Annotated in this window: 10 protein-coding genes and 1 pseudogene; 5 read left to right on the forward strand and 6 right to left on the reverse strand. The window is 57.1% G+C overall.

Annotation, left to right across the window (positions count from 1 at the left end; translation table 11 throughout):
- The first annotated feature begins 122 nt into the window (after nt 1-122).
- A complete protein-coding gene (locus tag AB1287_RS15765) occupies nt 123-1,610 on the forward strand; it encodes a M16 family metallopeptidase (RefSeq protein WP_435618382.1) in 1,488 nt (495 codons plus the stop codon).
- A gap of 90 nt (nt 1,611-1,700) precedes the next feature.
- Here AB1287_RS15765 and AB1287_RS15770 read toward each other — a convergent pair whose 3' ends face one another.
- Nucleotides 1,701-2,630 carry a sugar kinase gene (locus tag AB1287_RS15770; RefSeq protein WP_312626858.1) on the reverse strand — a complete coding sequence of 310 codons (930 nt, stop codon included), beginning with the start codon at nt 2,628-2,630 and terminating at the stop codon, nt 1,701-1,703.
- A gap of 233 nt (nt 2,631-2,863) precedes the next feature.
- On the opposite strand from AB1287_RS15770, the gene pdeH reads away from it, so the two are divergent.
- Together pdeH and AB1287_RS15780 are read left to right on the forward strand one after the other, a co-directional pair.
- Nucleotides 2,864-3,637: a cyclic-guanylate-specific phosphodiesterase gene (gene pdeH, locus AB1287_RS15775; protein ID WP_435618383.1), complete on the forward strand. Its 774-nt coding sequence runs from the start codon at nt 2,864-2,866 to the stop codon at nt 3,635-3,637.
- A 68-nt stretch (nt 3,638-3,705) separates the two neighbouring features.
- Nucleotides 3,706-5,748, forward strand: coding sequence for an AsmA family protein (locus tag AB1287_RS15780; RefSeq protein ID WP_435618384.1), 2,043 nt, complete (start codon nt 3,706-3,708; stop codon nt 5,746-5,748).
- 78 nt (nt 5,749-5,826) lie between these two features.
- Here AB1287_RS15780 and AB1287_RS15785 read toward each other — a convergent pair whose 3' ends face one another.
- From AB1287_RS15785 to AB1287_RS15795, 3 genes are all read right to left on the reverse strand, one after another.
- Nucleotides 5,827-7,152, reverse strand: coding sequence for an MFS transporter (locus AB1287_RS15785; protein WP_435618385.1), 1,326 nt, complete (start codon nt 7,150-7,152; stop codon nt 5,827-5,829).
- Nucleotides 7,153-7,412: 260 nt separating this feature from the next.
- Complete coding sequence (gene yhjD, locus AB1287_RS15790; protein ID WP_435618386.1) at nt 7,413-8,441, reverse strand: inner membrane protein YhjD; 1,029 nt, start codon at nt 8,439-8,441, stop codon at nt 7,413-7,415.
- Nucleotides 8,442-8,522: 81 nt separating this feature from the next.
- Complete coding sequence (locus AB1287_RS15795) at nt 8,523-9,422, reverse strand: LysR family transcriptional regulator (RefSeq protein WP_312626863.1); 900 nt, start codon at nt 9,420-9,422, stop codon at nt 8,523-8,525.
- 118 nt (nt 9,423-9,540) lie between these two features.
- Between AB1287_RS15795 and AB1287_RS15800 the strand changes: the two genes are divergently transcribed.
- Nucleotides 9,541-10,299, forward strand: coding sequence for an SDR family NAD(P)-dependent oxidoreductase (locus AB1287_RS15800; protein WP_312626864.1), 759 nt, complete (start codon nt 9,541-9,543; stop codon nt 10,297-10,299).
- A 158-nt stretch (nt 10,300-10,457) separates the two neighbouring features.
- Here the strand turns inward: AB1287_RS15800 and AB1287_RS15805 are convergent.
- A pseudogene (locus AB1287_RS15805) lies at nt 10,458-10,990 on the reverse strand (GNAT family N-acetyltransferase).
- A gap of 142 nt (nt 10,991-11,132) precedes the next feature.
- Here AB1287_RS15805 and AB1287_RS15810 point away from each other — a divergent pair.
- Nucleotides 11,133-12,719, forward strand: coding sequence for an STY4199 family HEPN domain-containing protein (locus AB1287_RS15810; RefSeq protein WP_435618387.1), 1,587 nt, complete (start codon nt 11,133-11,135; stop codon nt 12,717-12,719).
- A gap of 5 nt (nt 12,720-12,724) precedes the next feature.
- Here the strand turns inward: AB1287_RS15810 and AB1287_RS15815 are convergent, their stop codons facing one another.
- Nucleotides 12,725-14,377 (reverse strand): alpha,alpha-trehalase, encoded by a 1,653-nt coding sequence (locus tag AB1287_RS15815; protein WP_312626867.1) that lies wholly within the window; start codon nt 14,375-14,377, stop codon nt 12,725-12,727.
- Nucleotides 14,378-14,570: the final 193 nt, after the last annotated feature.

Consider the following 14,570-nt stretch of genomic DNA (forward strand, 5'->3'; position numbering starts at 1 on the left):
TGTGACATTTCATCTTTTACACGGTCTAAACGACGTATTTAGCTCATCAAGATGCGCATGAGTTTTTTTATTACCCGAGATCGTTCGGGTATATAACCAGGATTGTTGATTCAGGGGTTTACATGCAGGGCACAAAAATTCGACTCATAGCGGGCGGTATGCTGATGATGGCTGCCGCGGGCTATGCGCAAGCAGAAGCGCTCCAGCCGGACCCGGCATGGCAACAGGGAACACTGGCGAACGGTTTTCAGTGGCAGGTTTTAGCCACGCCGCAGCGCCCGAGTGACAGAATTGAAGTCCGTCTCCAGGTGAACAACGGTTCACTGAGCGAAATGACGCCGCAGGCGGGCTACAGCCACTTTATCCCGCGTCTTGCGCTGACGCAGAGCGGCAGTTTGCCGACGATGCAGGCTCGTTCGCTGTGGCAGCAGGGCATCGATCCCCAGCATCCGATGCCGCCCGCCATCGTCTCTTACGATTACACCCTTTTCAGCCTGAGCCTGCCGAACAATCGCAATGACCTGCTGAAAGAGGCGCTGACCTGGCTCTCTGACGCCAGCGGCAAACTCAATATCACCCCGGAAGCGGTGAACCATGCGCTCGGCGGTGAAGATATGGTGGTGACCTGGCCGCAGGATCCGAAAGAGGGCTGGTGGCGCTATCGCCTGAAGGGGTCAACGATGCTTGGCCACGATCCGTCTGAGCCGATGAAGCAGCCCGTCGATGCCGAACAGCTGAAAAGTTTCTACCAAAAATGGTACACGCCGGATGCGATGACGCTGATCATCGTCGGCAACGTTGACAGCCGCACCGTGGGCGAACAAATCAATAAAATTTTCGGTGAGCTGAAAGGCAAACGTGAAACGCCTGCGGTGGTACCGACGCTGGCGCCGCTGCCGACGAAAGCCGTCAGCATCATGACCGACGCGGTGCAGCAGGACAGACTGGCCATCATGTGGGACACCTCGTGGGCACCCATTCGTGAATCCGCTGCGCTGCAGCGCTACTGGCGTGCCGATCTGGCCCGCGAAGCGCTGTTCTGGCACGTGCAGCAGAACCTGAGCAAAAGCAACGTCAAGGATATCGGCATCGGGTTTGACTGCCGCGTACTCTATCTGCGCGCCCAGTGCGCGATCAACGTTGATTCCCCGAACGATAAGCTGAACGCGAACCTTGGCCTGGTGGCTCGGGAGCTCGCGAAAGTGCGTGAAGAAGGGCTGACGAAAGAAGAGTTTGATGCCCTGATTGCGCAGAAAAATCTGGAGCTGCAAAAGCTGTTTGCGACCTATGCCCGTACCGACACCAATTTGCTGATTAGCCAGCGCATGCGTGCTTTGCAGAACCAGGTCGTGGATATCGCACCGGAGCAGTATCAGAAGCTGCGCCAGGAGTTCCTGAACTCACTGACGGTGGAGAGCCTGAACCAGGATCTGCGCCAGCAGCTGTCGCAGGATATGGCGCTCATCCTCCAGCAGCCGAAAGGCGAGCCGGAATACAGCATGAAAGAGTTGCAGGCGACGTGGGATAAGCTGATGGTGCCACCCGCGGCTCCGGCCACCTCGGCGGCTGAAGATCGTCAGGACGTGACGGATATTCCGCCGGCTCAGTAAGTCAGTAATGCCCGGTGGCGCTAACGCCGACCGGGCCTACGAGCTATTGTAGGCCGGGCAAACGCAGTACCGCCCGGCAAAATGCCGCAATCAGACAGGCATTGCCTCACGAGGAATGATCGCCCCGCGATACTGGATCACTGTGCTGGCGGTCAGGTGCCCACGTTGTGCGGCGGCTTCTGCATCACCGCCGGTCAGGCGTACCGCCAGATACCCTGCGCTAAAGGAGTCGCCCGCTGCGGTGGTATCCACGACTTTTTCTTTTGGCAATTTCACCGCCGGAACTTCCACCACGCTTTCGCCCGCCAGCGATACCAGGCAAGACTCTGCGCCGCGCTTAACCACAACTTCGCTCACGCCAGCTTCGTGCGTACGGGCAATCACTTCATCGACCGGCTTCTCGCCCCACAGCGCGTCTTCGTCATCCAGCGTCAGGAAGGCGATATCGGTGCAGGCCAGCATCTGCTGATAGGTCTGCTGAGTCTCTTCACGACTGGCCCACAGGCGAGGACGATAGTTGTTATCAAAAATGACCTTTCCGCCGTTGGCGCGGCATTCGTGCAGCAGGGAGAACAGCTTCGCACGGCTGGCAGGGCTCAGAATCGCCAGGCTGATGCCGCTCAGATAGAGGTAATCAAAGGTCGCCAGCTCTTCGCAGATCGCCGCCGACTGTTCGCTTTCGAGCCAGAATTTCGCCGCCGCTTCGTTGCGCCAGTAGTAGAACGTGCGCTCACCGGTGTCATCGGTTTCGATGTAGTAGAGGCCCGGCATGCGGTCGGCCATGCGCTGAATCAAATGTGTGTCGACGCTTTCATTTTCCCACGCTTCCAGCATCTGCTGGCTGAAGCTGTCGGTGCCGAGCGCGGTGACATAACTCACCTGTAAATCAGCCTGCGCGACCTGGCGGGCAATGTATACGGAGGTATTAAGCGTATCGCCGCCAAATCCACGGTTTACCCGCGAGCCCTTCTCTGACAGCTCAATCATGCATTCGCCAATGACGGCAATTTTTTCAGACATAGTCGTCAAGCCTTATCGAAATCGAAAAATTAGCGGTAGTGTGCGCTGCGGCTGCGGAGGGGTCAACTATATTAAAACAACGTTCCATTATTTTTTTGAACTGACGCCGGTTCTGCTCCAATCCTCCGCGTACAGAAATGCAAAATGCCAAAGGTGAACATAAAGTTCTCACTTTAAGCGCCGATAACCCAATGACGAGTTCCGATAGATTTCCCTTTTACAGGACAGCTGAGATGAAGTTAAAGCAGGTTATCCAGCGGCTAAGCATTCCCGATGCAGGCATTGAAGGCCTCCAGGAGCGGCGCTATTGGCTGGAGTGTGAGCGTGCTTATACTTACCAGCCCATCTACAAAACCGATGGCTCTCTGATGGCGGTCGAAGTACTGACCGTGGTGACCCACCCGGATCACCCCAGCCAACGTATCGCGCCGGACCGCTATTTTGCAGAGGTGGCTGTGCGTCAGCGTATCGACGTTATCAAAGAGCAATTGGCGGTGCTGACGGCAAAACGTACCTTCTTCACCGATAACGGGATCCTGGCATCGGTGAACGTTGACGGCCCGACGCTGCTGGCGATGCGTCAGGATCCGTCGCTGATGGCGCAAATTGAAGGGATCCCGTGGCTGCGCTTTGAGCTGGTGGAGCACATCCGGCTGCCGCAGGATTCCTCTTTTGCTTCACTGTGCGAGTTTGGTCCGCTGTGGCTTGATGATTTCGGTACCGGTATGGCGAACTTCTCGGCGCTAAGTGAAGTGCGGTATGACTACATCAAAGTTGCCCGCGATCTCTTCATCATGCTGCGCAAAACCCCGGAAGGACGCAATCTGTTCGAGCTGCTGATTCAGCTGATGAACCGCTATTGCCAGGGCGTGATTGTGGAAGGGGTTGAAACCCTGGAGGAGTGGCGTGACGTCCAGCAATCCCCGGCACACGCGGCACAGGGCTATTTCCTGTCCCGTCCCGTCCCGCTGTCCACCCTCGAAGAAGTGATGCTTAATCTGGCCTGATCTGCCGTCCTTTCTGTCAGCCTCAGCTATAGTCATGAAAGGTGAGGCAAAACAGGAGCGTTTACGGCATGACAAAAACCAGAAAGGTTTTAACCATCACTTTGGCGACGATAGTTCTGCTGATCGTCGTGCTCTGGATAATCATTGCGACCTTCGACTGGAATCGCCTGAAGCCCACCATCAATCAGAAAGTGTCGGCTGAGCTGAACCGACCCTTCGCCATTCGCGGCGATTTAGGCGTGGTCTGGGAGCGGCAGCCTGGCGAAACCGGCTGGCGAAGCTGGGTGCCCTGGCCGCATGTTCATGCAGACGACGTTATTCTTGGCAACCCACCTGATATTCCTGAGATAACCATGGTGCATCTGCCGCGCGTGGAAGCCACTTTGGCCCCCCTGGCGCTGCTTACCAAAACCGTCTACCTGCCCTGGATCAAGCTCGTGCAGCCGGATGCCCGCATTATTCGCCTGTCGGAAAAAACCAATAACTGGACGTTCAACCTTGCTTCCGCCAGCGACAAGCAAAGCAACGCCCAGCCTTCGTCCTGGTCCTTCCGGCTCGATAACATTTTGTTCGATCGCGGGCGGATCAAAGTGGACGATAAAGTGACCCGGGCGGACATTGAGATCTTCGTCGATCCGCTTGGCAAACCGCTGGCATTCAGCGAAGTGACCGGTGAGAAAGGTAAAAGCGACGGGCCGAAGCCGGGCGACTATGTGTTTGGCCTTAAGGCCGATGGGCGCTACAACGGTCAGCCGCTAACCGGCACAGGGAAAATTGGTGGGATGCTGGCGCTGAAAAGCGAAGGCACGCCCTTCCCGGTGCAGGCGGATGTCCACTCCGGCAATACGCGGGTGGCGTTCAGCGGCACGATTAACGATCCGATGAAAATGGGCGGCGTGGATTTGCGCCTGAAATTCTCCGGCGATTCACTTGGCCAGCTGTACGACCTGACGGGTATCTTGTTGCCGGACACGCCGCCGTTCGAAACGGACGGCCATCTGGTGGCAAAAATCGACACTGAGAAAGGCTCGGTATTTGACTACCGAAACTTCAACGGGCGCATTGGCGACAGTGATATTCACGGCACGCTGAAGTACAGCATGACCAAACCAAGGCCGAAGCTGGAAGGCGATATGGAGTCGAAGCAGCTACGGCTTGCCGATTTAGGTCCGCTGATTGGCGTGGATTCGGGCAAGGGCACCAAAAAGAAAGAGGTGCAGAAAGATCCCCAGCCCGCCGGGAAAGTCCTGCCATACGAGCGATTCGAAACGGATAAATGGGACGTGATGGACGCCGATGTACGCTTTAAGGGCGGCAGAATCGAACACGGTGGGACTTTGCCGCTCAGCGATCTCTCCACCCACGTGATCCTTGAGCGCGGCGATTTGCGCCTGCAGCCGCTGAAGTTCGGCATGGCCAACGGCAGCATTAACGCCAGGATCCACCTGGCAGGGAATAAAAAACCCATGCAGGGCGAAGCGGATATTCAGGCCCGGCGGCTGCGGCTGAAAGAGCTGATGCCGAACGTCGAGCTGATGCAGAAGACCCTGGGTGAAATGAACGGGGATGCGCAGCTGCGCGGCACGGGGAATTCCGTGGCGGCGCTGCTGGGTTCCAGTAATGGTAACCTGAAGCTGCTGATGAACGACGGCGTGGTCAGCCGCAACCTGATGGAAATCCTTGGCCTGAACGTCGGTAACTTCATCGTCGGGCAGATATTTGGCGACGACGAAGTGCGTGTGAACTGCGCGGCGGCAAACGTGGATATCCGCAACGGCGTGGCGCGACCGCAAATACTGGCGTTTGATACGGAAAACGCGCTGATTAACGTTACCGGCACCGCGAGCTTTGCGACAGAGCAGATGGATTTGACCATCGATCCGGAGAGTAAGGGGATTCGTATCATCACGCTGCGTTCACCGCTGTACGTACGCGGCACCTTCAAAAATCCGGATTACGGCGTGAAGCCCGGCCCGCTGATTGTACGCGGTGCGGTGGCGGCCGCGCTGGCAACTCTGGTGACGCCTGCGGCGGCGCTGCTGGCGCTGATTTCCCCGTCAGAAGGCGATGCGAATCAGTGCCATGTGATTTTGTCGCAGATGCGGAAGTAGCGGTTTCCCTCTCCCTGAGGGAGAGGGGGAATAAAGGGTAGGCCGGGTAAGCGTTCGCGCCACCCGGCACAAAGGCACTTAAAGCGACTGATGCTTTGTCTCGTGCGTCAACACCAGCGCGATCAGCGTCAGGGCTGCCATTGAGGCCAGATAGTAGCCCACATACGCCAGGCCATAAGCGCCGGTCAGCCAGGCGGCGATGTACGGCGCCACGGATGCTCCCAGAATCGACGACACGTTATAGGAGAAAGATGCCCCGGTGTAACGCACTTCGGTCGGGAACAGCTCCGGCAGCAGCGCGCCCATCGGGCCGAAGGTCAGGCCCATCAGGCTCAGGCCAATCAGCAGGTAGGCCATAATCAGCGCAGGATCGCCGGAGCCCAGCAGCGGCTGGAACACGAACAGGCCAAACAGAATAATCAACGAGGTGATGGTAATCATGCTCCTGCGGCGGCCAAAGCGGTCGGCGAGCAGACCTGCAATCGGCACCATCACGCCAAAGCCAATCACCGCCATCATCAGCATCCACAGCACTTCGTTACGGGGTAAGCCCAGACCATGCGGCACCACCGCGGTGCTGTAGGTCATGGAATAGACGGTCATGATGTAGAACAACGTGTAGGTTGCCAGCATGATGAAGGTGCCGAGAATGGTGACGCGCAGGTGCTTGCTGAGCAGCGTGCCCATCGGCACTTTCACCTGTTTTTTCGCAGCGGCAACTTTGGCAAACACCGGTGTCTCATGCAGCGAAACCCGAACGTACAGGCCGATGATCACCAGCACCGCAGAGAAGATAAACGGTACGCGCCAGCCCCAGCTCATGAACTGTTCGTCGGTCAGCAGCCAGGAGAGCAGCAGGAACGTGCCGTTGGCGAAGAAGAAGCCGATTGGCGCCCCAAGCTGCGGGAATGAGCCATACAGCGCACGCTTTTTCGGTGGGGCGTTTTCCGTCGCCAGCAGCGCCGCGCCGCCCCATTCACCGCCAAGCCCTAAACCCTGACCAAAACGCGCCAGCGCCAGCAGCATCGGCGCCAGAATGCCGATGGTCTCATAGCCCGGCAGCAGGCCGATAACGACCGTAGAAATACCCATTGTCAGCAGAGACGCTACCAGCGTCACTTTACGACCCACGCGGTCGCCAAAGTGACCAAACAGCGCAGAGCCAATCGGACGCGCGACGAAGGCGATAGCGAAGGTCGCCAGAGACTGCAGCGTGGCGGCGGTTGGGTCGCCCTGCGGGAAGAAGATATGCGGGAAAACGATCACCGCGGCGGTGGCATAAATATAGAAGTCAAAGAACTCGATGGCGGTGCCAATCAGCGAGGCGACCACGACTTTATTGCGTGAATTGACCGGCGCGATGTCCTGTGAATTTTCGAGTGTTGTGGTGGCAGCATTTTGCATAGCATTTTCTTATTTTTGGCGAACGAACGGCCATATTACGCATAGCAAAAGCCGCATTTCAATGTGTAACAAAGCGAGGGGGAGGGTGAAAAATCGGCAAAAAGCGGATAATTTTCAGGCTGGCAGATTCACATCTATGAAATGCTTCACATAAATAATTAATTAGCAGATAAAACCAGTTTTTGGTTAAAGAAAAGTTACCGTCTGGATTTATCTGCTAATAAGGTGCATTGGGGTGAAATTTCACCCCAATGTGAGGTTCAGCGATGGGTTTTGCCCGGCATTCGCGGGTCGTCTTTGTATTCGGCGGTAGCAATCCAGGCGGCGCAGAATAGCGTCAGGCGGGCGAAGAAATAAAAGAACGCCATCAGCCCCAGTACTGAGCCAAAGGCCGCACCAGACGGTGACTTGACCAGCGCGGGCAGCGTCCAGGTCATGATGATTTTGATCACCTCAAAGCCGATTGCCGCAATAAACGTCCCGCGAATCAGCGCCTTTTTGCGCGGGCGGTGGCGAGGCAGACGCCAGAATATCCAGAAGAACAGCAGATAGTTGGCGAAAATAGAGATAGCCAGGCCAATCAACCGCCAGGCGGGCTTCAGCCACTCAATGTAGTCGAGATAGAGCGCCGAGATGATCATCTGCTGGGCTGCCCCGGAAATGGAGGTGATCGAGAGCGTGACGATCAGCGCCACCAGCAGACCAAGCAATGAGATGAAATCGCGGAAGTACTTCACCCAGATTTTTTCCTGGTCCTGGGGCGTACGCTCCCAGACATCGCGCGACTGGGCGCGGATAGCCTCGCGCAGGTTGCCCATCCAGTTAATCCCGGAGTAGAGCGCCACCAGCAGGCCGACGATGCCGACGGTGGTACGCTGCTGCACGGCGGTGTTGATGGTGTTTTTCAGGGTTGCAGCGAGCGTCGGGTCGCTGACGTTAGTCAGGATCTTGTCGAAGATGTCCTGAAGCAGCGTCGGGTGTGAGGCGAGAATAAACCCGCCTGCGGCAAAGGACACCATCAGAATCGGAATCATCGACAGGAAAGAAAAGTAGGTGATGGCTGCACCAAACTGGTTGCCAAGCCTGTCGTTGAAGCGTTCTGCGGCGCGAATCAGGTGAGCAATAATGGGCTGGCGCTGTACTTTTTGCGCGGTGCCCGTCGCTTTGTTCAGCGCACCGGCGGCACGCTGTTTGAGGCCGCTATCAACGGGCTCTTCGGTGTCCATTTTCCTGACGGGATCGTAATCAAGATCCTGCGTGGGGCGTTTTGCGTCGTTATCCGGCGTCATCAGGTGCGTATTCCTTTCTTTTACAACAAAATGAAATTATAGCCGATGAGGTGCTGATCATTTTCTGAAAGCTCACGGATGTCAGTCCACGTAGCTTTTGAGGATCTCCGTCAGCCACTCCATAAACAGATGAACGCGGCGAGAAAGGTTGCGGCGGTGCGGATAAATCAGCGAGACCGGCATCGGCTCAGCGCGGTGCTGCGACAGAATCTCCACCAGCTTGCCGCTGCGCAACGCTTCTTTCACACCGATGCGCGGGACCTGAATAATTCCCAGCCCCGCCAGGCAGGCCGCGTGATAGGTTTCGGTGCTGTTCACCGTCAGTATGCCGCCTGTTTTCAGCCAGCGCGTTTGATTGTCCACGCTGATTTCAAAACCCTGCGGGCGTACGCCCAGGTTGGTGGAGTAATGGACCAGCGCGTGGCTTGCCAGATCGTCAAGCGTTTCCGGATAACCAAAACGCGCCAGATAGTCCGGACTGGCGCAGTTGACGACGGTCAGTTTGCCAATGGGGCGTGCCACTAATCCGGAATCTTTTAGTATGCCCACCCGCACCACGCAGTCGAATCCTTCCCGAATCACATCCACCAGGCGGTCGCTGCTGCTGAGCTCCAGTTCGATGCCCGGATACTGCTGTAAAAAAGCGGGCAGTTTGGGAATGACTAAATTTCGCGCAACGCCAACGGGCATGTCCACGCGCAGTCGTCCGCTGATGCTGGTGGGGTCGTGCTGGAACATACCGTCAAGTTCGTCGAGGTTGCTCAGCAAATCTTTTGCCCGCTCGTAATAGACCATGCCGTCCTGCGTGAGCTGGACGCGGCGCGTTGTGCGGTGCAGCAGGCGGATCCCGAGCAGGTTTTCCAGCGCCTGAACCTGACGCGATACGCTACCCTTTGGCAGGCCCAGCGTATCCGCAGCGCGGGAAAAACTCTCCAGCTCCGCAACGCGAATGAACAGTTGCATTGCGTGTATTTTATCCAAAGCAAACGCCTTTTGTTGTTATCAGCGAAACAATGAAACGTATTTTGCTCTCTTTATTGATTATACATCACCTAATAAGCTTCTTCTCACTGTTCACCTGTCTGAAATGAGGTTGGTTATGACACAACGTATTGCTTTAATCACCGGCGGCAGCCGCGGTCTGGGGAAAAATGCGGCGCTGAAGCTGGCGGCGAAAGGAATTCATGTTCTGCTGACGTACAACAGTAATCAGCAGGAAGCACAAAAAGTTGTCGCTGAAATCGAACAATTTGGCGTGAAAGCGGCGGCATTGCAGCTGAACGTCGCCGATAGCGCAAGTTTCGAAAAATTTGCTGAACAGGTGCAGCAGCAGCTACAGCACACCTGGCAGCGCAGCACGTTTGATTATTTAGTAAACAATGCGGGCATCGGTCTGTACGGCTCCTTCGCCGAGACCAGCGAAGCGGTGTTTGATGAGTTGATGAATATCCATTTCAAAGGTCCGTTCTTCCTCACCCAGCGCCTGCTGCCGATGATTCAGGACGGCGGCCGTATCCTGAACGTCTCTTCCGGGCTGGCTCGTTTTGCTCTGCCGGGCTTTGCGGCCTACGCCTCAATGAAAGGGGCGATGGAAGTGCTGACGCGCTATCAGGCCAAAGAGCTGGGCGCGCGCGGTATTTCGGTCAACATTATCGCGCCAGGCGCAATTGAGACGGACTTCGGCGGCGGCCGCGTGCGGGATAACGCCGAGATGAATCAGCATATTGCTGCGCAAACAGCGCTTGGTCGCACGGGCCTGCCGGATGATATCGGCGGAGCGATTGCGGCGCTGCTGAGCGATGAACTGGGCTGGATGAACGCCCAGCGTATTGAAGTCTCCGGCGGGATGTTCCTGTAACGCATGTTGTTTGTGCCGGGTGGCGCTGACGCTTACCCGGCCTACGTTGCTGGCGTTTTTGTACCGGGGGGTGCCGACGCTTACCCGGCCTACGCGGTGGGTGTTGTTGTTGCCGAACGGTGCTAAGGTTTAACCGGCCTGCCTGGTTTGGTTTTTGTTTAACGTTCATATTCGCGCCGTAATAACCCCATCAGCCAGTCATTGTGCCATTCCCCGCTGAGCCAGTAGCTCTCACGCAGCTCGCCTTCCAGCACAAAACCCATTTTCTCCAGCACCCGGCGCGATGCCCAATTTCCGGCTGTGACGGTCGCCGTCAGCCGTCTGAAGTCACCTTCACTAAAGGCATAATCACACACCGTCCGCAGCGACTCGGTGGCGTAACCTTTACCCTGCGCGCCAGGCGCAAAGAGAAAACCAATCTCCGCCATGGTTCTCTCGCGCTGAATAAAACCCGTTAATCCCAGCGGCTCGTGGGTGCCGGCGTCACGCACTATCAGGCAAAGCCAGTGCTCTGCTCCTGGCGACCAGGGCGTAAGGCGCACGTCAAAGGCCTCGCGAATCTCCGCTTCGCTTAGTGCGTCCATGACCTTGCGCATCACCACTCTGTCATCTGATAAAGCGACAGAAAGAAAGGCCAGTCCGCTTCTTTCAACATTTCACAGCGTAGCCGTGGCGTGGTGAGGATTATCATCGTGTTTACTCCGGGGCTTTTTATCGGTTTATAGGCGGATTAGCCCTGCCTGTTGTGCGGTAAGCTACTTTGTAACCGTCTAAAAATAAAAATAAAACCCTGTATCTGGCAGGGATACCTTAAGCCTTGAGAAGGAAAACAGATGCACACGGCATCGCACTACTCTGGTGATCAGTTTGAACACTGCCTGGGCGTGATTCGTCAGGCGGCCACTGAGATTCTGTCGCTGCTTAACGTCCATGGCGCGGAGGCAAAGGATCCTCGCTGGTTTCTGGAGCAGCTTGAACAGGCGCGCCTGAACCTCGGCGGCTGGGCAAACGTGGCCCGACGGCTCAAACTCAACGACGCCCAAATCAGCGATTTCACCCTGCAGCTGCGCCATTTGCAGCAAATCGTGCCGGTTTATGAGCGCGGACAGGCGGTGACGGACAACCAGCTGATTGCTGCGCTACGGTTCGTGGCGGCGCTGGAGTTTGTGCGCCAGCAGCAGCCTCTTCTGACGTTTCCCTCGCTGCCGGGCGAAGACGGTAGCGACCGTCAGGAGCAGGCCCAGCGGCAGATGCGGGCGATGACCCTGACGCTGAAGGCGCTTATCGGCCAGGCCTTTCCCGATGCGATGAGGCTGAATGACTCGCTGAAGCTGCAATTTGGCGCGGACAGCGTGCGACGCTGGCTGGCAAACGGTGATACCGGGGATATCCTCTCCGGGATGTTGTTCAGCGAGCTTGCCCTGCTCATCGTGGATAAAAAGGCGTTTGCCCGCCACTATTCGCCTTTGTTTAATTCTGCCGCTGCGCTGACGTTGTTTGCTGAGCAGCGCGTTACGCTGCATGCGTTTCTGGAGGATTGCCGGGTGATGCGCAACGCCATTCTCGCCCGGCGCTCGCTGACCACCACGGAAATGGCGCTGATCGACAATTACCTGCATCAGATTACCGGCCCGGTTCTGCATGCGTTTGAACAGGGCAGAACGCGGGTCAATCCGATGGCCTTTACTGCGGTCGACAGCAATGAGCTCAATCATTTCTGGGAGAATGCACGCAGCCGTGACCGTGCCCTGGGCGGCGACAACCAGCCGGTGCGTGAAAGCATCGAGCCGCCGAAAAAAATTCAGGTGCGAAACCCGCAAGAGCGGCACCAGATGATTTCCACCGTACTGTGGGGGGCGGTCGGCGTGGCGATGCTGGGAATGGCGTTTGCCGCGCTGTGGCTGTTTAACAGCACCGCCCCTGTAGAACAGGCAGCGCAGGCCAGCGAATCTTTGGTGGATGCCCCGGAACGGGAAACGCCGTCGCCGCGTGAAAAGCTGGCGAATATGGGCATTACCTGGGATGTGAACAGCCTGCGTTCGGCCATCGATCGCAATGATACGCGAGTCACAACGCTGTTTTTACAGGGCGGAATGACGTGGCAGCTGGCATGGACGGAACAGGCGCAGTCTTTCCGCTACGATGAAGTGCTGGAGCTGCTGCTGCGCTATCGCCTGCAGATGGATGAACCGAAGCCCTGCCGCCGGTTTATCAACACGCTCGGTCACGCTATGGCGAGCGGCGAACCGCTCACTTCTGTGCGCAAATCGTATTTGCAGGCCTTCTGCGCGACGCCCGCAGTGGTGGAGCGCCAGCGCTATAACGTGTCTCAGGCAAAGCTGCGCGCCGATGCGACGCCGGATGCGCAGCATAAAAAATGGCTGAGCATACAGTCAGCCATTTACGATGCGATTGATTAATTCACTCACGGTTCGCCATAGAGGCCCATCAGGCGGCGCACCACGCCGTTGGTCCAGCCGAAGCCGTCCTGCAGCGGGTATTCCCCACCGCCCCCTTCGCGGGGCGTGCTGCTGGCGATGTGATATTTCTCAATCAGCTTATGATGGCGCTGATAAAAATGGTTCACGGTGGTCAGCCAGCTGCGGGCAATCTCATTGCCTAAAGCGTCGTTGCCGTAGAGCTTAAAGCCCTGAATGGCCATCCACTGCAGCGGCGCCCAGCCGTTGGGGAAATCCCACTGTTCGCCGCTCTCGTACTCGGTGGCGAGGATCCCGCCCTGCGTCAGCAGGCGCGTGCGCACTGCTGTATCCAGCTTATCGGCCTGCTCATGCGTCGCCATGCCGACATACAGCGGCACCACGCTGGCAGCAGAGAACAGCCCTAATTGTTCGCGCCGCCAGTCGTAATCACGATAGCAGCCTTGCTCGTCATCCCACAGATAGCGGGTCACCGCCGCCCGGCGCTCGCTGGCTTTATGGCGGAATTCCGCCTCGGTTTCACGGTCGCCTTTCGCACCGGAAATGTTGGCAATCGTATTTTCAAGCTTGAACAAAAACGCGTTCAGATCGATGGGAATGAACTGCGTGGTGCGGATACTGGCAAGCCTTGTGCTGTCGCGTAGCCAGCGGGAGGAGTAGTCCCAGCCGGATTCCGCACCTGCACGGAGATCGCGATAGACCTCGTTCGGTGGGCGACCAGAATGGCGGGCGGTTTCAACGTCCTCAGCCCAGGACTCGTCGCGCGGCGTGTCGCGGTCGTCCCAGTAGCGGTTAAGCAGCGAGCCGTCCGGCATGCGCACCACGTGGCGCCAGGCCTGGTTCGGTAGCAGGTTACCTGCTCCGTCCATCCAGAACTCATACTCCATCTTCAGGTGGTCCAGATACCGCTTCGCCCCGCGCACGCCGTCCTCTTCAAACAGCTCCACCATCAGGGCAAACACCGGTGGCTGCGAGCGGCTGAGATAGTAAGTACGGTTTCCGTTAGGAATATGACCGTAGCGCTCGATCATCCAGGCGAAGTTATCTGCCATGCACTTAAGCAGATCTTCGCGGCCGCTTTCCGCCAGTCCGAGCATGGTGAAGTAGGAATCCCAGTAATAGGTTTCGCTGAAGCGTCCGCCCGGGACGATATAGGCCTGGGGCAGCGCCAGCAGGGAAGACCACGGAATATGATCCTGCGGCTCTCGGGTCAGCACTGACCAGAGCGTGTCGATGTGCTCTTTCAGCGTGCTGTTGGGATTGGAGACGTACAGATCGCCGTCCGTCGCCGGCAGCCAGAAATGCTCCTCAACAAACGCCCGCAGATCAAAACCGGGCTGGCGTTTCCGTTGGCGAAAGCGGATCAGAACGTCCAGCGGATCCATTTTCGGCGCGCAGTCGGGGAAGGTTTTGCTGTCAGTGAAGATCCGCGCTTTCTGCACGCGTTCAAACAGCTCAAGGTAACGGTCGGCGGGCGTCAGCGCATCGGAGGCGGGCATCCCCTCTATCATCTCCGGTTCGGGCTCGACCTCGGATATGTCATCCAGTTTTAACTCGCACGGATCCGTGAGATAGCTGAGCTCAGGCTCGATGGCCTGCACTTCGTCGGTGTCCGGGTTACGTAATTTCTGGTTGAGCATAGCGATAAAAACCTCCGGATAACGTCAAAACTAAGGTGCCATAATATTGGTGCTTAATTAAGCGTAGTCATTCGCTTCGGTCTCAGGAGGGAAAAGCGTGCTCTTAGTCACGTTTATGTGCTTTTTTTCTCAGCACTTGTTTCCGATAACGCGCCGTTTTTTAAGAAAAAATCGGTGAAACGGTTGCGAAAAG

Origin of the sequence: Scandinavium sp. UTDF21-P1B (assembly GCF_040750395.1) — a bacterium.
In the GTDB taxonomy this organism is placed as follows: Bacteria; Pseudomonadota; Gammaproteobacteria; order Enterobacterales; family Enterobacteriaceae; genus Scandinavium.

Bases quoted from the DNA above. Each gene is read 5' to 3' on its own strand.
- AB1287_RS15810 (WP_435618387.1), top strand. From the start codon at position 11,133: ATGCACACGGCATCGCACTACTCTGGTGATCAGTTTGAACACTGCCTG.
- pdeH (WP_435618383.1), top strand. From the start codon at position 2,864: ATGAAGTTAAAGCAGGTTATCCAGCGGCTAAGCATTCCCGATGCAGGC.
- AB1287_RS15780 (WP_435618384.1), top strand. From the start codon at position 3,706: ATGACAAAAACCAGAAAGGTTTTAACCATCACTTTGGCGACGATAGTT.
- AB1287_RS15815 (WP_312626867.1), bottom strand. From the start codon at position 14,377: ATGCTCAACCAGAAATTACGTAACCCGGACACCGACGAAGTGCAGGCC.
- AB1287_RS15770 (WP_312626858.1), bottom strand. From the start codon at position 2,630: ATGTCTGAAAAAATTGCCGTCATTGGCGAATGCATGATTGAGCTGTCA.
- yhjD (WP_435618386.1), bottom strand. From the start codon at position 8,441: ATGACGCCGGATAACGACGCAAAACGCCCCACGCAGGATCTTGATTAC.
- AB1287_RS15800 (WP_312626864.1), top strand. From the start codon at position 9,541: ATGACACAACGTATTGCTTTAATCACCGGCGGCAGCCGCGGTCTGGGG.
- AB1287_RS15765 (WP_435618382.1), top strand. From the start codon at position 123: ATGCAGGGCACAAAAATTCGACTCATAGCGGGCGGTATGCTGATGATG.
- AB1287_RS15785 (WP_435618385.1), bottom strand. From the start codon at position 7,152: ATGCAAAATGCTGCCACCACAACACTCGAAAATTCACAGGACATCGCG.